Source organism: Acinetobacter sp. 161(2023), from assembly GCF_037027805.1.
GTDB lineage: Bacteria > Pseudomonadota > Gammaproteobacteria > Pseudomonadales > Moraxellaceae > Acinetobacter.
This window is the reverse complement of record NZ_JAZEYD010000001.1, coordinates 311,888-328,662: the sequence shown is the minus strand read 5'-3', so window position 1 is coordinate 328,662 and position 16,775 is coordinate 311,888. Positions and strand designations below refer to the sequence as shown.

20 protein-coding genes are annotated in these 16,775 nt (G+C 39.4%); 3 read left to right on the top strand and 17 right to left on the bottom strand.

The window, feature by feature from the left end; translation table 11 throughout:
• Positions 1 to 6: 6 nt before the first annotated feature.
• The 4 genes from WA249_RS01565 to rpmI form a co-directional block, all read right to left on the bottom strand.
• A complete protein-coding gene (locus WA249_RS01565; RefSeq protein ID WP_336166105.1) occupies positions 7 to 510 on the bottom strand; it encodes a GNAT family N-acetyltransferase in 504 nt (167 codons plus the stop codon).
• A 57-nt stretch (positions 511 to 567) separates the two neighbouring features.
• Entirely contained in the window at positions 568 to 1,125 is a 558-nt protein-coding gene (locus WA249_RS01560; protein WP_336166104.1) for an NADAR family protein, read from the bottom strand.
• A gap of 91 nt (positions 1,126 to 1,216) precedes the next feature.
• Positions 1,217 to 1,576: a 50S ribosomal protein L20 gene (gene rplT / locus WA249_RS01555; RefSeq protein ID WP_000124858.1), complete on the bottom strand. Its 360-nt coding sequence runs from the start codon at positions 1,574 to 1,576 to the stop codon at positions 1,217 to 1,219.
• An 11-nt stretch (positions 1,577 to 1,587) separates the two neighbouring features.
• Positions 1,588 to 1,782, bottom strand: a complete 195-nt coding sequence (gene rpmI / locus WA249_RS01550) for a 50S ribosomal protein L35 (RefSeq protein ID WP_003655048.1) — start codon at positions 1,780 to 1,782, stop codon at positions 1,588 to 1,590.
• A gap of 236 nt (positions 1,783 to 2,018) precedes the next feature.
• On the opposite strand from rpmI, the gene nreB reads away from it, so the two are divergent.
• The gene (gene nreB, locus WA249_RS01545; RefSeq protein WP_336166103.1) at positions 2,019 to 3,272 is read left to right on the top strand and encodes a nickel resistance MFS transporter NreB; all 1,254 of its coding nucleotides are present in this window, start codon (positions 2,019 to 2,021) and stop codon (positions 3,270 to 3,272) included.
• 44 nt (positions 3,273 to 3,316) lie between these two features.
• Here the strand turns inward: nreB and WA249_RS01540 are convergent, their stop codons facing one another.
• The 4 genes from WA249_RS01540 to thrS form a co-directional block, all read right to left on the bottom strand.
• Positions 3,317 to 3,745 (bottom strand): YqaA family protein, encoded by a 429-nt coding sequence (locus WA249_RS01540; RefSeq protein WP_336166102.1) that lies wholly within the window; start codon positions 3,743 to 3,745, stop codon positions 3,317 to 3,319.
• Between the two features lie 57 nt (positions 3,746 to 3,802).
• Complete coding sequence (locus tag WA249_RS01535; RefSeq protein WP_336166101.1) at positions 3,803 to 4,423, bottom strand: glutathione S-transferase N-terminal domain-containing protein; 621 nt, start codon at positions 4,421 to 4,423, stop codon at positions 3,803 to 3,805.
• 229 nt (positions 4,424 to 4,652) lie between these two features.
• Positions 4,653 to 5,204, bottom strand: coding sequence for a translation initiation factor IF-3 (gene infC / locus WA249_RS01530; protein WP_080592984.1), 552 nt, complete (start codon positions 5,202 to 5,204; stop codon positions 4,653 to 4,655).
• A gap of 5 nt (positions 5,205 to 5,209) precedes the next feature.
• Positions 5,210 to 7,132, bottom strand: coding sequence for a threonine--tRNA ligase (thrS, locus tag WA249_RS01525; protein WP_016139221.1), 1,923 nt, complete (start codon positions 7,130 to 7,132; stop codon positions 5,210 to 5,212).
• Between the two features lie 394 nt (positions 7,133 to 7,526).
• Between thrS and WA249_RS01520 the strand changes: the two genes are divergently transcribed.
• Positions 7,527 to 9,164, top strand: coding sequence for an acyl-CoA synthetase (locus WA249_RS01520; RefSeq protein WP_336166100.1), 1,638 nt, complete (start codon positions 7,527 to 7,529; stop codon positions 9,162 to 9,164).
• Positions 9,165 to 9,209: 45 nt separating this feature from the next.
• Here WA249_RS01520 and yjgA read toward each other — a convergent pair whose 3' ends face one another.
• The 9 genes from yjgA to mazG all read right to left on the bottom strand — a co-directional run bounded on the left by yjgA (position 9,210) and on the right by mazG (position 15,846).
• On the bottom strand, positions 9,210 to 9,746 hold the full coding sequence (gene yjgA / locus WA249_RS01515; protein ID WP_016139223.1) for a ribosome biogenesis factor YjgA: 537 nt from the start codon (positions 9,744 to 9,746) through the stop codon (positions 9,210 to 9,212).
• A gap of 2 nt (positions 9,747 to 9,748) precedes the next feature.
• A complete protein-coding gene (locus WA249_RS01510; protein WP_013198928.1) occupies positions 9,749 to 10,018 on the bottom strand; it encodes an HPr family phosphocarrier protein in 270 nt (89 codons plus the stop codon).
• On the bottom strand, positions 10,015 to 10,866 hold the full coding sequence (rapZ, locus tag WA249_RS01505; protein WP_336166098.1) for an RNase adapter RapZ: 852 nt from the start codon (positions 10,864 to 10,866) through the stop codon (positions 10,015 to 10,017). The genes WA249_RS01510 and rapZ overlap by 4 nt, the downstream gene beginning before the upstream one ends.
• Positions 10,867 to 10,890: 24 nt before the next feature.
• Complete coding sequence (panC, locus tag WA249_RS01500) at positions 10,891 to 11,739, bottom strand: pantoate--beta-alanine ligase (protein ID WP_336166097.1); 849 nt, start codon at positions 11,737 to 11,739, stop codon at positions 10,891 to 10,893.
• 3 nt (positions 11,740 to 11,742) lie between these two features.
• A complete protein-coding gene (gene panB / locus WA249_RS01495) occupies positions 11,743 to 12,552 on the bottom strand; it encodes a 3-methyl-2-oxobutanoate hydroxymethyltransferase (protein ID WP_151744297.1) in 810 nt (269 codons plus the stop codon).
• 46 nt (positions 12,553 to 12,598) lie between these two features.
• Positions 12,599 to 13,081 carry a 2-amino-4-hydroxy-6-hydroxymethyldihydropteridine diphosphokinase gene (gene folK / locus WA249_RS01490; protein ID WP_336166096.1) on the bottom strand — a complete coding sequence of 161 codons (483 nt, stop codon included), beginning with the start codon at positions 13,079 to 13,081 and terminating at the stop codon, positions 12,599 to 12,601.
• The gene (gene pcnB / locus WA249_RS01485; protein WP_336166094.1) at positions 13,078 to 14,541 is read right to left on the bottom strand and encodes a polynucleotide adenylyltransferase PcnB; all 1,464 of its coding nucleotides are present in this window, start codon (positions 14,539 to 14,541) and stop codon (positions 13,078 to 13,080) included. Before pcnB ends, folK begins: the two co-directional genes overlap by 4 nt.
• Before the next feature lie 125 nt (positions 14,542 to 14,666).
• Positions 14,667 to 15,071, bottom strand: coding sequence for a ComEA family DNA-binding protein (locus WA249_RS01480; RefSeq protein ID WP_336166093.1), 405 nt, complete (start codon positions 15,069 to 15,071; stop codon positions 14,667 to 14,669).
• The gene (gene mazG / locus WA249_RS01475; RefSeq protein WP_336166091.1) at positions 15,040 to 15,846 is read right to left on the bottom strand and encodes a nucleoside triphosphate pyrophosphohydrolase; all 807 of its coding nucleotides are present in this window, start codon (positions 15,844 to 15,846) and stop codon (positions 15,040 to 15,042) included. The genes WA249_RS01480 and mazG overlap by 32 nt, the downstream gene beginning before the upstream one ends.
• 112 nt (positions 15,847 to 15,958) lie before the next feature.
• Here mazG and WA249_RS01470 point away from each other — a divergent pair, with 112 nt between their 5' ends.
• Complete coding sequence (locus WA249_RS01470) at positions 15,959 to 16,732, top strand: SDR family oxidoreductase (protein ID WP_336166090.1); 774 nt, start codon at positions 15,959 to 15,961, stop codon at positions 16,730 to 16,732.
• Positions 16,733 to 16,775 lie beyond the last annotated feature (43 nt).

Below are 16,775 nucleotides of genomic sequence, written 5' to 3'. Positions count from 1 at the left end.
TCAAAATTACAGTTCCCATTGATAAAGTAACTCTGTTATTTCGAAGCCGAACTCAGGTAGTTCGGTTTCGCCAATTATTTTGGCTCCCATTTTTTCATAGAAGAGCCGACTTGGATTTTTATTAAAAACCTCTAAACGAATAAAAGCATAACCTTGATTTAAAGCACATTGATGAAACTTTTGAAACAACTCTTGTCCTATACCTTGCCTTTGGATTTCTTCCAAAAGATAAAAAGCAAGAATTTCAGCAATATTATTCTCTGGATTTAAGTAACCATCGAGAAAGCCTTTCACTATTCCATTTTCAGTATAGATAAATAACTGATGATCAGGGCTTTTGGCGATTTCTTTCCATAACTGTTCTTTATCTAGTACTTTAAGCTCATCCAATATTTCCTGCTTAAGCATACCTGTATAGGTTTCTTTCCAACACTGCACATGTACTTCTGCAATAAATAATGCATCCTTAAAAGTAGCAATACGAATTTCTCTTTCATTTAGTGATTGCAATTCGTTTCCCTCATGTCACTACTTTTAAAGTAAAGCACCAATTTGTTGCATACAAACTTATTCAGCTAAAAGCCGCTCTCGAACATGCATTAAAGCAAAACCCAACAAATTTAAGCCTTGCCATTGAGATGGATCTTGAATATGTGGATGGTCTTGTGCCATACCAATTCCCCAAATTTTATCGACTGGAGAGGCTTCAACCAAAATACGATCTTTTGTGGCTAATAAGAATTCTTTCAATTTATGATGCTGAGAGAATTTAGCAAAGTTCGCCTGTACGACAATGTCAAACCGATTTTCTTGCCATACCTGTTCATCATAATTACGCACTTTACGACCTAGCTGTTTGGCTTCATTCGGATGTTTAACCTGCAAGATCTGTGCAAAGATCTCTTCATCATTAAATAATTTTGCTTTTTGCGCCATCATATAGTGCTCAGCAGTAAAGTATTCATCACCTTCCACTTTAAATTGCGCAGGAAACCACTGGCTAAAACAGCTTTTATCAACAAGATCAGCTTGTTTAGGAGTATGCCCCCAGAAACATAAGTATTTAAACTGGTGACCTTGCTGTACTTTTTGAATTAAGTCATTTAGAAGTTTTTCGTCTTTCATTATTTATCTCTGATTATTTTCTCTTTTTAAAATAGAACCACTAAAAATAAAAAAGACCGCTAAAAAGCGGCCTCTTTTTGAATCTCTAAGCTTATGCAGCTAATGCGCCTTTAGCTTTTTCAGCTAAAGCAGCAAATGCTACTGCATCATGCATAGCGATGTCAGCTAATACGCGACGGTCGATGATCACTTGAGCTTTTTTCAAGCCATCGATCATACGGCTGTAAGACAAACCGTTTTGACGAGCACCGGCATTGATACGCGCAATCCATAGAGCACGGAATTGACGTTTCTTTTGACGGCGGTCACGATAAGCGTATTGACCAGCTTTGATTACCGCTTGGAACGCTACGCGGTAAACGCGTGAACGAGCACCATAGTAACCTTTAGCGCGAGCAAGAATTTTTTTGTGACGACGATGAGCCACTACACCACGTTTTACACGAGCCATTTATAATCTCCTTAGATGTATGGGCACATACGACGAACTGAGTTCACGTCAGAAACATGAACCATTACACAGCCGCGTAATTGACGGATACGTTTAGCAGATTTTTTGGTCAGAATGTGGCGCTTAAATGCTTGTTTGCGCTTGAAACCGTGTGCAGTCGCTTTGAAGCGTTTAGCAGCACCGCGGCGAGTTTTCATCTTAGGCATAACAACCTCTTTTGAACACCTGTTCGGAACGCTTGCACCATTGCAAAAACGACCTGCAGGTAAGGGAGCTGATATTCTAAAGCATCCCAACCTAAAACAAAAGTAAAATGCTCATTTTTTGATAGTAAATTGTCTATTTTATATAAACGATATTTTCTATAATCAATTATCAAATTACGAGAAAATCCATAAAATCATCGCCTATAATGAGTGCAATCTCTTAAATTCAAAAGAATATGAATATACAAAATGATGCTTTCGCTGCATTGCGGTATCGAGATTTCTCTATCGTTACGATCAATCAGTTTTGCTTAACGCTCGCAATTTTGATTCAAGAAATTATTGTTGCCTATTCATTATATCAAATCACCAAAGACCCACTGACTTTAGGTTTAATCGGACTCGCAGAAGCAATTCCTTTTATTGCCCTTTCTCTTTGGGGAGGCTATTTTGCAGATAGGTTTAATAAACAGATTATTATGAAAATCTGTTTATTTTTCTCAGTTCCCCTTCCCTTGGTTTTATGGTTACTTTTCCACTTACATGGTTTAGGGCATATCAGTGTTAGTTTCCTTTCTTGGGGTATTTATGCTGTTATTTTTGGTTTAGGAACAATTCGCGGTTTCTACAATCCTTCTGCAACTTCGTTAAAACCTTTTTTAATTCCGCGTGAATTCTATGCAAATGGTGCGACATGGACAACCATCGGCTGGCAAAGTGGTGTAATTATTGGACCAATGCTGGGTGGTTTTATGCTTGCTTATTTAGGCAGGGAAACCAGTCTATTTAGTGTTGCTGCTTTACTCGCTATTTGCTTTAATTTAATTAATTTATTGCATAAACGTAATTTCCCTAAAATTGAAACTGACAATATTTTAGAAAGCTTAGGAGAAGGTTTCCGTTTTATCTGGAAAACCAAAATTGTTCTTTGGGCGATTTCTCTTGATTTAGCTTCTGTTTTATTTGGCGGCGTTATCGCCTTATTACCAATTTTCGCAGAAGATATATTAAAAGTCGGCCCAGAAGGGCTTGGATATTTACGAGCAGCTCCGTCTATTGGCGCACTAATCACTATGATTGCTTTGACTCGCTTTCCACCAACTCAGCATGCATGGCGTAACATGTTGCTTGCTGTAGCAGGTTTTGGAATATTTACTATTCTATTCGCCTTCTCAAACAATATGTGGTTATCTCTTTTTGCTCTTGCTATGACAGGCGCATGTGACAGTATTTCTGTTGTTGTAAGACAAACCATTTTACAAATTTTCCCACCAGAAAATATGCGAGGCCGCGTTGCTGCCGTAAACGGTATGTTTGTATCTTCGAGCAATGAATTAGGTGCTTTTGAATCAGGTTTAGCGGCTAAATATCTAGGCACAATTACGGCTACAATTTTTGGAGGCTGTATGACTCTGGTGGTTGTGACTTTCTGTTGGCTCAAAACGAACGATCTATTTAAGGTAGACATTACCAAAAGCTCAGAAGATTAATTTAAATAGTTATAAATCAAAGCATCTCCGGATGCTTTTTTATTTTAAATAAAGCCCATTACTACCCAGTAAATAAACAAATAGCGCCCTGCTTTGGCAATAAGGACTATACCAAGGAAGCGCCAAAAATTTTCTTTGAATAGCCCAGCAACCAAAGTAATAGGATCACCAATGATAGGCATCCAACTTAACAGTAAGGAGTAAAAGCCATATTTATGGTAAAAGTTCTGCGCTTGTTCTAAACGCTTTTCAGAAACTGGAAACCACTTACGATGTTTAAATTGTTCTATCTTTAGGCCTAGCCACCAATTAACGCAAGAACCCAATACATTACCCAAAGTAGCGATGCCAATTAAAAGCAAAGCTGAATATTGCCCCTTCCACAATAAGGTTACCAATACCGCTTCAGACTGTAGAGGTAGTAATGTCGCAGCGCCAAAAGCACTAATAAAAAGCAAAAAGTAACTCAGCATAATTAATTACACCAAATGACTTTTTGCTTTAAGCATTTACTAAATCTAGGCAAGAAATTAAGCCACTTTAATTGATAGTGCTTTCTGAACTGCTGGGCGCGCTGTTAAGCGGACAATATATTCTTGTACATATGGATAATCTTCAAGCTGAATACCTTGCCATTCATAACGCAATATCCAAGGTAAAATTGCCATGTCAGCAATCGAGTACTCACCAGCAACAAACTTCTGACCAATGAGTTGTTTATTAAGTACACCATATAAGCGTTTAGTTTCATTTACATAGCGCTCTATCGCATAGGGGATTTTTTCTGGGGCAAAACGATTAAAATGATGATTTTGCCCAAGCATCGGTCCTAAACCACCCATTTGCCACATGAGCCATTGCTCAACCTCAACTCGCTCTTGTTCATCATCTGGATAAAACAATCCAGTTTTTCTACCTAAATATTGCAAGATAGCGCCTGACTCAAATATAGAAATTGGCTCACCACGGGGTCCATCTTGATCAACAATCGCAGGAATTTTATTATTCGGAGAAATTCTCAGGAAGTCTGGTTGAAATTGATCATTTTCTAAAATATTGATTGGATAAAGAGTGTAATCAAGTCCCATTTCTTCTAAGGCAATTGTGATTTTATGTCCATTGGGAGTTCCCCAATAATATAGATCAATCATTCTATTTTCCTACTCATCGTTATCATGACTGCGTCTTGGTTTATATCATGTTTTAAGAGAGACGATTAGATTTGCAACACCAAAAAACACATAAAATTCGTGAATTGAATTTCTTAAAAAAATATACCAATTGTCTTAAATAAAACTGAATAGAGAAAAGTTAAATGATCTTTTTTTATTATTATGAGGATATAAAAAAGCACTGCTTTTGCAGTGCTTTTTTTGAGTATTACTTTTTCTTTTTCGGTCCAAGTAACATACCCATTTGACGGCCTTCCATTTTTGGTGCTTGTTCCACAACCCCAAACTCAGCCACATCTGCTTCAATTTTTTGCAATTGAGCTAAGCCAAGCTGTTGGTGAGCCATTTCACGACCACGGAAACGTAAAGTGATCTTCACTTTGTTTCCTTCTTCAAGGAATTTCAAAATAGCACGAAGCTTAACTTGATAATCACCAACATCAGTTGCAGGGCGCAGTTTGATTTCCTTCACTTGCACTTGATGCTGTTTTTTCTTCGCATCTTTTTGCTTCTGCTTCAGGTCAAACAAGTGCTTGTTGTAATCCATAATTTTACAAACAGGCGGCTCGGCGTTTGCAACGATCTCAACAAGATCAAGTTCAACCTCTTCAGCAGCACGCAGTGCTTCACTTAATGAAACAATTCCTTTTTGCTCACCCTCAGCACCGACGAGGCGTACTTCTTTTGCACGGATCTCATCATTAATTGCTGGACGGTTGCTTTTTGCACCTTGTTGTTGGTTACGGTCAGGCTGTTTAATCTTTCTTACTCCACAATATACCGGCCGCGATCGGCGACGGCAGACTTCACTAAGTCAATGAATGCATCTACTGACATAGTACCTAAATTTTTTCCTGAGCGCGTACGTACATTCACAGTACCTTCTTCAACTTCTCGATCACCAAGAACTAACAAGTAAGGAATACGCTCTAGAGTACGCTCACGAATCTTAAATCCGATTTTTTCGTTTCTCAAGTCAGAAATAGCACGAAGACCATTTTCTTTGAGTTTTGCTACGACTTTCTCACAAGCTTCAGCTTGAGAGTCAGTAATATTCATAACACATGCTTGTAACGGCGACAACCAAGGTGGCATGAAACCAGCGTAGTGTTCAATTAGTATACCAATAAAACGTTCAAAACTGCCAAGAATTGCACGATGCAACATAACAGGTTGATCACGATCATTGTCTTCAGTTACGTAAGACGCATCTAAACGCTCTGGTAAGTTGAAGTCACACTGAATAGTACCACATTGCCATACACGTCCGAGACAGTCTTTCAATGAGAATTCAATTTTCGGACCGTAGAACGCGCCTTCACCTGGTTGTAATTCCCACTCAAGACCCGCTGCATCTAAAGCATCTGCTAAAGATTTCTCAGCCATATCCCAAAGTGCGTCATCACCCACACGTTTTTCTGGACGTGTAGAAAGTTTCATTTGCACTTCTTCAAAGCCAAAATCTTTATAAACATCTAAAGTGAGTTTAATAAAGTCTGCAACTTCTTGACCAATTTGTTCTTTAGTACAGAAGATATGAGCATCATCTTGTGTAAAGCCGCGTACACGCATAATGCCGTGTAAAGAACCAGATGGTTCGTTACGATGGCAAGAACCGAACTCAGCTAAACGAATTGGCAAATCACGGTATGATTTCAAACCTTGGTTGAAAACTTGCACGTGACATGGGCAGTTCATCGGCTTAACCGCATAATTACGACTTTCAGAATGAGTCGTAAACATGTTGTCAGCATAGTTCGCCGCATGACCAGATTTTTCCCAAAGCGTAAAGTCTACGATTTGTGGTGTTTTAATCTCGAGGTAACCATTGTCTTGCTGAACTTTACGCATGTATTGTTCAAGAACTTGGTAAATCGTCCAACCGTTTGGATGCCAGAACACCATACCCGGTGCTTCTTCTTGCATATGGAACAAGTCTAAGGCTTTACCAATTTTACGGTGGTCGCGCTTTTCAGCTTCTTCAATACGCTTAATGTATGCAGCAAGCTGTTTCTTATCAGCCCATGCTGTACCATAAATACGTTGAAGCTGTTCATTCTTCGCATCGCCACGCCAATAAGCGCCAGAGATTTTTGTCAGTTTAAACGATTTTAAGAATTTGGTGTTTGGCACGTGTGGACCACGACACATGTCCAAATAGTCTTGATGGTAATACAAGCCCATTTGTGTTTCTTCAGGCATGTCTGCAATCAAGCGCAATTTGTATTCTTCGCCACGTGCAGTAAATTCAGCAATTACTTCATCACGCGGTGTCATTTTTTTAACGACATCATAATCTTGGTCGATGAGCTTTTTCATGCGCTCTTCGACAGCTGCCATATCGTCTAATGTAAAAGGACGAGGCATCCAGATGTCGTAGTAAAAACCTTCCTCAATGACTGGACCAATCACCATCTTAGCTTCAGGGAATAGCTGTTTAACAGCATGTCCTACAAGGTGTGCACAAGAATGGCGAATGATTTCAAGACCTTCTTCATCTTTTGGAGTGATGATTTGTAAGGTCGAATCTTCGGTAATTAAGTCACATGCATCAACTAAGCGATCATTTACTCGTCCGGCAACAGTATTTTTTGCTAGACCAGGCCCAATACTTTGGGCAACTTCCATAACAGATACGGCGTGATCAAAACTCTTTTGATCGCCATTTGGCAATGTGATAATTGGCATAAAAAAATCCTTAAGGAGTGATGCCCTATACGAAGGAGCATTTCACCGCGAGATTATGATCGAGGCGAACCTCAAAATATAAAAACGGTGTAAAGCAAAATTAAAAATCCTGAAAGATTTTACACTTGTTCAAGCAAAGTGAAAACCTTTGAGCCCACAAAATCATAAATACATTTTGCTTATCAGGTAAACAGCAATAAATGACTTAAAAAATATATGGGGAAGATTTTTTAAACACACTGAGCACAAGTGGTTTAAGATGAAGAAAATAGCATTTTTGCTCATTTTCTGACTGAAGGGTATTTCTCTTTAAGACTAAAGCATAGATGCGTTGATGAGTGTTAAGTCATATTTTCAAAGAATGAATTAAAAATAGAACACGGAGTTGTTTACCATGGTTAGTGCTTATGATGAATTACCACGCACACCCGCAAACTTTGTTGCATTATCACCTCTACGCTACTTAGAACGTGCAGCTTATATTTATCCAAATCAGGCTTCGATTATTCATGGTAAGCGCCAAATTTCATGGAAAGAAACTTACCAACGTTGTTGCCAATTTGCTTCTCAGCTCAAACAACTGGGAATTAAAAAAAATGATACGGTGTCCGTGTTATTGCCAAATATTCCAGCCATGGTTGAAGCACATTTTGCCGTTCCAATGGCTGGCGCTGTACTCAATACGCTCAATACACGTTTAGATGCAAAAACAATAGCTTTCATGTTGGAACATGCTGAAAGCAAAGTGCTTTTGGTTGATCCTGAGTTTGTTAACTTGGCAAGAGAAGCCCTCTCTCTTATTCCTGACCAACACATTATTGTGATTGATGTAGCTGATGATGAGTATGAAGGTGAAAATCAGTTTATCGGCTCTTTTGAATATGAAGAGTGGATAGCCCAAGGCGATATTAACTTTGTATGGCATTTACCAGAAGATGAGTGGGATGCGATTAGCTTAAGTTACACATCTGGAACGACGGGCAATCCTAAAGGTGTTGTTTATCATCATCGTGGTGCTTATCTCAATGCTGCAAGTAATATCTTAGCTTGCGGAATGAAACCACGTGCTGTGTATTTATGGACATTACCCCTTTTCCATTGTAATGGTTGGTGTTTTGCATGGAGTATCGCAGCCAGCGGTGGAACCAATATTTGTTTGCGGAAAGTCGACCCAGAATTAGTCATGCAACTCATTGCAAAACATAAAGTTGATTATTTCTGTGGTGCACCTATTGTTCTTTCAATGATTATTAACTTACCTAAAGAAAAACAAACTAACTTTGATCACCATGTTGAAGTGATGGTTGCTGGCGCAGCTCCCCCAGTTGCTATTATTGAAGGTATGCGGAACATGGGGATTAACGTCAACCATGTTTATGGCTTAACAGAAACGTACGGTCCTTCTGCCTTATGTGCTTCGCAATCTGGATGGAATGAACTTTCAATTGCTGAACAAGCTCAACTTCATTCTCGTCAAGGTGTTCCCTATCCATTACAGGACAGTATGCGTGTGCTAGACCCCGAAACCATGCAGCCTGTACCGAATGATGGACAAACCATGGGAGAAATTATGTTTCGTGGCAATATTGTCATGAAAGGCTATTTAAAGAATCCCCAAGCAACCCAAGAAGCTTTCGCTGGTGGATGGTTCCACACGGGGGACTTAGCCGTTTGCCATCCAGATGGCTATGCAAAGATTACTGATCGCTCGAAAGACATTATTATTTCAGGTGGAGAAAATATTTCATCTCTAGAGGTAGAAGATGTGTTGTATAGGCATCCAGCTGTTTTAACTGCTGCGGTCGTCGCTAAACCCGATGCTCGTTGGCAAGAAGTACCCTGCGCATTTATTGAGTTAAAAATGGGCGCTACAGCAACACCTGAAGAAATTATTGAACATTGCCAAAAAGAGTTAGCACGCTTTAAAGTTCCTAAAGATGTGGTCATTACAGAAATTCCAAAAACATCGACCGGCAAATTACAGAAGTTTATTTTGCGTGAATGGGCAAAAGAACGTGCTGAGAATATATAAATAAAAAAGCGACACCTTGAGCGTCGCTTTTTTATTTAAGCACATTTAGCCTTGATCGGACAATAATGCGATTTGCTGTACATAGTTAACAAATTTAACTTTTGATGCCTCGATTTCCGCTTCACTCAACTGTTGAGTTTTATCACGATTGATTCTCAACACATGTTGACGCAAGGTATGACGTTCCGATGCATTATAAATTTTACTAAATTCATTAATTGCAGGATCACCCTGTTCAATCATGCGGTCAACCCAACGCATTAATTGAGCCTGTCTTTTTGCGCCTTGCTGCGGGGTTAAATAAGACAAAATAACGGTCTCATCTTCATTGCGCAACAATTTACCAATACGTTGAAATTGGCGACGACGTGCTTCAAAAGAACTAATATTCTGCACTTCCATTAAAGCATCAATTAAACGCTCATCAACTGGAAGTTTCTGAATTTGTTTAATAGAAAGTTGTGCGAGTTGCTCACCTAAAGCAGCCATGCGTTGCACTGCTTTTTTCTGTTCGGTTTTACTTGCACGTCCTTCTAAAGAACCAAAATCTTCTTCACTATAACGTTGGGAACCACGTGCCACGATTAATCTGCCTCATAAAATTTTGCTGCGAATAACGCCAGTACTTCATTTAATGCCTGTTCTTCGTCGGTACCATCAATGACCAATCGCAAAGTGGTCCCTTTACCTGCACCTAACATCAGCAAAGACATAATATTTTTTGCATCTACCAAATGATCGCCTTTTCCAATCTGGATCGACGAACGAAACTTTGTAGTGACCTCTATCAGTTTCCCTGATGCACGAGCATGTAAACCGAGTTTATTAATTACATCAACAGTTGTGTCTATCATGACCAGTGCTTCATTTCTCTGTGTAAGACCTGAACAGACCATTCTGCCTCAAGTGCTTGTTTTAGTCTATCTACGATATAAACCGAACGATGTTGACCTCCAGTGCAACCAATAGAAATCGTCATATAGTGACGATGCCCTTCAGCAAATGCGGGAAGCCATTTTTTTAAGAAGTGAAGAATATCATCAAACATTTCGTTTGCTTGTGGACTCGCTTCTAAAAATTGTCTTACTGGCTCATCCAAACCAGAAAAACGTCTTAATTCTAAATCCCAATGCGGATTTGGTAAATGCCGTACATCAAAAACATAATCGGCATCTAAAGGAATGCCATGTTTATATCCAAAGGACTGCAATATGACAATAAGCTTATCTGACTGCCCCAGTTTAGACAGTAAAATATGCTTTAAGTCATGAACACTTTTATCCGTTGTATCAATATGAACCGTAGCGCGGAACTGAATTGGAAGCAGTAACTGCTTTTCTTCATGAATACATTGCAACAGACTTTTGAAACGGTTAGCTAATGGATGTGGACGACGGGATGCACTAAAACGCGCAATCAAATCCTGATCTTGCGTAGTCAGATAAATAACGTCAACAGTTCCATGTCGTTGTAATTGCTCAAAAACCTGATCGAACTCTTGCATATCTGCCCGAGTACTTCTTACATCTACACCTAAAGCTAATTGCTCCAGATTATTTTCATGATCTAGCTTTGCCACAATTTCAGGCAGCAATGCCAAAGGCAAATTATCAATACAGTAATAGCCCAAATCTTCTAATACTTGAAGGGCGGAAGATTTTCCTGAACCAGACTGTCCTGTCACGATAAGTATACGCTTCATGGCATGGCTGTCCTTTGATCTCTTTTATTGGGGTGTAAAGGCGACTTCTAAATTATCAATCAAACGGGTTGCACCCAGTTTTGCCGCGACAAATAACACAATATCGCGATCAAATTGAGTAACAGGTAACAGATTTGTCTGACGAGCTTCGACATAATCCACAACAAAACCATTATCTGTCAACTGAGTTTTGATATCTTCTATAACTTGTTGCAAACCTTTGCCTTGATGTAACTGTTGCTCGGCCTGCTTCAAACTTTGATAAATAACTGGAGCAATCTGACGGTGCTCAGCGCTTAAATAACCATTTCTTGAGCTAAGCGCTAAACCATCTGCTGCACGAACAATCGGCACACCAATCACTTCTAAAGGAATATTTAAATCTTGTACAAACTGGCGAATCACTGCTAACTGTTGGTAATCCTTTTGTCCAAAGAAAGCGTAGTTCGGTTGTACAATATTAAAGAGCTTCGTTACAACCAAAGCGACACCATCAAAGTGTCCTGGACGTGAACTACCGCATAAAGCATCTGTAATCTGATTTACACTGATGTTCGTTAAACGCGGTTGTGTACCGTACATTTGCTCAACTGATGGCGCAAAAATAATGTCACAGCCAACATCAGCAAGTAAGCGACTATCTTGCTCTAAAGTACGCGGGTAGTTATCAAAATCTTCACCCGGACCAAATTGAGTTGGATTTACGAAGATGCTTACAACCACAACATCACATAACTTTTTCGCTTCACGAACAAGTGTGAGATGTCCTTCATGTAAATTTCCCATTGTTGGGACAAAACCAATAATTTTACGTGCAGCTCTAGCAGGATTTAAAGAAGCTGCAAGACCTTGTATGGTGGTTTCTGTTTTCATGAATTACAGCTCAACGTGGAAAGTATGTTCTTTGGCTGGAAACGACTGATCTTGCACAGCAGCATGAAAAGCTTTAAAAGCATCTAAAATGGCAGTTTCACCTGATTGTTCTTTCATAAAGTTACGAACAAAACGCGCAACTCGACCAAAAGTTAAACCCAACATATCTTGCACAACCAATACTTGACCATCGGTTGCATTACCCGCACCAATACCAATTACAGGTGTATTCGGGAATAATTCAGCAATTTCTTGCCCCAACTGAGCAGGAACACATTCAAGTAATAACACTGACGCGCCCGCCTCAACCACTGCTGTACAATCAGCAATGAGCTGATCTGCCGCTTCACGCGTTCTAGCTTGTAATTTATAGCCACCGAATACATGTACAGATTGAGGTGTTAAACCTAAATGTACACAAACAGGCACACCATTACGGGTTAAAACCTGCACGATTTCACTTAACCATGCGCCGCCTTCGATTTTCACCATTTGAGCGCCAGCTTGCATGACTGTTCTTGCATTTTGCAAAGCATCATTCAAGGTCGCATAACTCATAAATGGCAAGTCTGTCATAATCAAGGCATGCTGGTTACCACGACGAACCGCTGCCGTATGGTAAGCCATATCTTCAACGGTTACTGGCAAAGTTGAATCTCGCCCTTGAATTGCCATTCCAAGAGAATCACCAATTAAGATTGTATCAATTTCAGCAAGTTCCATTGCTTTTGCCATGCTTGCATCGTAACAAGTTAGACAAGAGAACTTACGTCCTTCGGCTTTAAATTTTCTTAAGTCACTTAGACTAATCATGATGATATCCTCTACAGGAGTTTGCAGAACATAATGAATCGAGAGCTTAAGCCCAAGACTCATCCGCAAGTACAGTCAGTGTCGGCTGCTGTATCAGTTCTAAATTTTTAAGTGGTTGATCATTAATCTGTAAATCAGCATCTAAATCTAATAAAGGAATCACAACGAAATCTCGCTCTAGAATTCCTATGTGCGGCACAGTTAAGCGCTCATTGTGAATTTTTTCATTGCCATATATAAGCAAATCTAGATCTAAGGTTCGCTCACCCCAACGACGAAGTCGTACACGACCAGCTTCTTGCTCAAAACGTTGTAAATGATCCAGCAAATCTAAAGGTGCAAGATCCGTATTTAATTCTGCAACTGCATTTAAATAATTTGGCTGATCTTGAGGGCCCATAGGTGGACTTTGATAAAGTCTAGAAACTTTAACCATTCCTAACGTCTTAAGCTTAGCAATGGCTTCAGATAAAATTTGACGTGAATCGCCTAAATTACTTCCTAAACCAATATAAGTGGTTATTGTCATTGCGTTGGCCCAAAAACAACTTGGCTTAAATCGCGTTGTACCCGCTTACGTTTTAAAATTGGATGATCGCCCGTCACGCCTGCTTGTGAGGCAGTCGCTTTTTCAACAAACCGGCCTACAGCCTGATCTTGTCTGGTACGTTCTTTTTTCCCACGACGAGTGCGTGGTTCCGGAATATCAACCAAAGGTTCAATTTCCGTCTCAACTTTATTATTTTCAATAGGCTCAGCAGCAGCTTTACGACGGTTTCTAGCTTTCTGGCGATTATATTGGCTAATAGCAGCTTCTTTTTCGTCATTTGACATTTCTTGGTAAGCATCCCACCAGCTTCCCATTCCTTGTGTTGTGTCATCACCTGACTTTTCACGAAGTAAAAGGAAGTCAAAACCTGCGCGGAAGCGAGCATGCCCTGCCAATGCTTCTATTTGCTGGGGTTTTGGATTGAGCAAACGGGTTTGCATTTCCCAAACTTCACGAATAAAAGTTTCTGCAAAACGAGGAATAACTGTGCGTGTTGCTTGGCGTTTTAAGACGTCTAAACCAGCCTGTGCACGAGCTTCAGCTGGCACAATACCTTTAGATAAATAAAATTCACAACGCTCTAAAAACGGCTGCCACAATAAAACTGCATAGAAAAATGCAGGGTTAATGGTTTTACCCACTTGTATACGTTGATCTGTATTCTTTGCTGCTCTTTGAATAAATGGAGTGATATTAGGCTGAACATCGGCAAAAAGCTGCTTCCAAACACCAAACTCAATCAACATTGGCAAAACACGCGCCAAATGTCCCATTGTGAAAAGCTTCTGAGATTCATCATATAAACGATGCGGAGAGACATCACGCAATAATTGCGTCATTTCAGCATTAAAGATATCGAGAATATTTGAATCAATTTTGAAATTTAACTTGGCTGCAAAACGTAGAGTTCGCAGCATACGCACTGGGTCTTCTTCAAAACGCTGTGCTGGATCACCCAATAAACGCAAAGTTTTATTTTTAACATCATCAATCGCTTTGCAGAAATCGAGCACAATACTCTTGCGCGGTTGGTAATATAGCGTATTGATAGAAAAGTCACGTCGAGCAAAGTCTTGTTCGATGGTACCCCAGTTATTGTCACGTAAAATCATGCCCGAGGCACTCGTAACAGCTTTTTTAGGCGGGGCACGGAATGTTGCAACTTCAATAAGCTCACGCCCTGAATAGACATGTGCTAATTCAAATCGACGACCAATAATTCGGCAACGTCGGCCAAAAACTTCTTTAATTTGAGCAGGTGTCGCATTGGTGACTGCATCGAAATCTTTAGGATTAAGCCCTAGCATTAAATCACGGACACCACCCCCAACAATATAAGCTTCATAGCCAGCTTTATTTAGGCTATCGATCACATCTAAAATCGAAGAAGGAAGTTGGGCTGTGGACAAACCACATTTTGACGCTCGCAAGGTTTGCAAAAGACGCTGTCTCCTACGTCAGTACGTAAATAACAAGTTGTCGCTAATCATAGCTCTAACGCACACAAAGGGCAATTTGATTCTCTGTAGTTTGCACATGAAATGACAATTGACAAACACATGATTTATAAACTCAACCGCGTTTTATTCTTTTCAAAAATGGCTGGACCTATGCCCTTTACGTTTTTAAATTCATCAATATTTTTAAAGCCACCATTCTTTTGACGGTATTCTACAATCGCCTGAGCCTTTTTCTCACCAATCCCTTTTAGCTTTTGAAGCTCCTCAATATTGGCTTGATTCAAATGAACTTGTCCTGAAGAATCAATCATGGCTGGGCTTTTTGGAACATTAGAATGAGAGGCATTTTTCATACTCAACTTCTGATCATACATCTGCTGCTTAGCCTTCCACTCCTTAAAATTTTGATCGAAAGATTGAGCCTGAATGAAGGTTGATGAAATCAGGCTCCAAAATAAAACAATAAAAATATAAGACTTACTCTTCCAAAGACTCATGTTGAGCTGCATGTGTTTTTTCCCCTACCCTTAACTGCCGCTTTGCCTGATTCCACAATTCATCCATTTCAGACAAGGTCATATCCTCTAATGTTCTTTGCTGTTTTTGAGCTTGATCTTCAATAAAAGCAAAACGGCTTCTAAATTTATGTATTGTTGATAAAAGTGATGTTTCACTTGAAATCGCGAGTTTACGTCCTACATTGACTAATGAAAACAGACAATCTCCAAATTCATCTTGAATTTCATCCATATTCTGATTTTTTAGGGCCTGCTTGAACTCATCCAATTCTTCTTCTAGTTTTCCATAAGCATCCTCTACGGTTTCAAAGTCGAACCCAACTTTTGCGACATTTTCTTGAATTTCTTGTGCCTGTAATAGGGCTGGCCCATGCTTTATTTCATCTAATCTTGATTGCGGCTTACCTTGTTTTTCTTGTTGTTTAATTTGTTTCCATAACTCACTTACTTGTTCTGGCGTTAAGTTATTAAATTGATCTGCCTGAAAAACATGTGGATGACGGCGGATTAACTTTTCACTTATTGCCTCAACAACATCTTGAAAGTTAAAAGCACCTTGCTCACTAAACATTTGTGATTGAAACACGACTTGTAATAACAAATCGCCTAGCTCATTTTTGATTTCATCGATATTACCCTGACGAACAGCAGCCTCGGCTTCATATGCTTCTTCAATCGCATATTTAGTCAGTGACATTGGGGTTTGTTCTTGATCCCACGGACATTTTTCTCGTAACTCTTGCATGATTTTAAGCAATTTATCCATGGTAACCCTCAAGTTTAAAAAGTCGGTCAGTCAAACTAAGATTTTAATTTGTTATGATCAAAATCAAAGCGATTAAATCAGTCGCACTATTGTACTGACAAAGAGAAAAAAGATGAGATACAGTATTCTGATTAGTGGTGCCGCTCAAGGTATTGGGGCTGAAATTGCACGCGTATTCTACAAACAAGGATATAAAGTAGGCATTTATGATATTAATGAATCGCTTGCTCAAGAATTGGCAAACGACTTAGGGCCAAATGCCCGTGCTGGCTATCTAGATGTAAGTGATTACAATCAGTGGCAACTTATATTAAAAGAATTTACCGACTGGGCTGGGGAACTCAACATCTTAGTAAATAACGCTGGCATTTTATATTCTGGTGCATTTGAAACGACTGATATTAAAGCTCACCAAAGAACAATAAATATTAATGTAAACGGTGTCATCAATGGCTGTCATGCTGCTCTACCCTATTTAAAGCAAGCTACTTTTGCACGTGTCATCAATCTTTCATCAGCTTCTGCAATTTATGGGCAAGCTGATTTAATTTCTTATTCAGCCAGTAAATTTGCTGTTCGCGGAATTACCGAAGGTTTAGATGTGGAATGGAAGAAATATGATATTCGTGTTTTAGATGTGATGCCGCTATTTGTACAAACTGCAATGGTTAAGGACATGGATGCAGCTACTATTCAGAATATGGGGGTAGATTTAACACCAAATGATATTGCTCAACAGGTACTTACACTTGTAGAGAAAAAAGCTCATTTCTGGACACCTACTCATACACCTATTGGCATAAAAACCAAACTACTTTATCAACTCTCGACTTTAAGTCCTCAGTTTCTAAATCGGCTCACTAACATTTATTTATCAAGAAAATAATCCATAATAAAAAAGGCTGTCATTTGACAGCCTTTTTACTCAA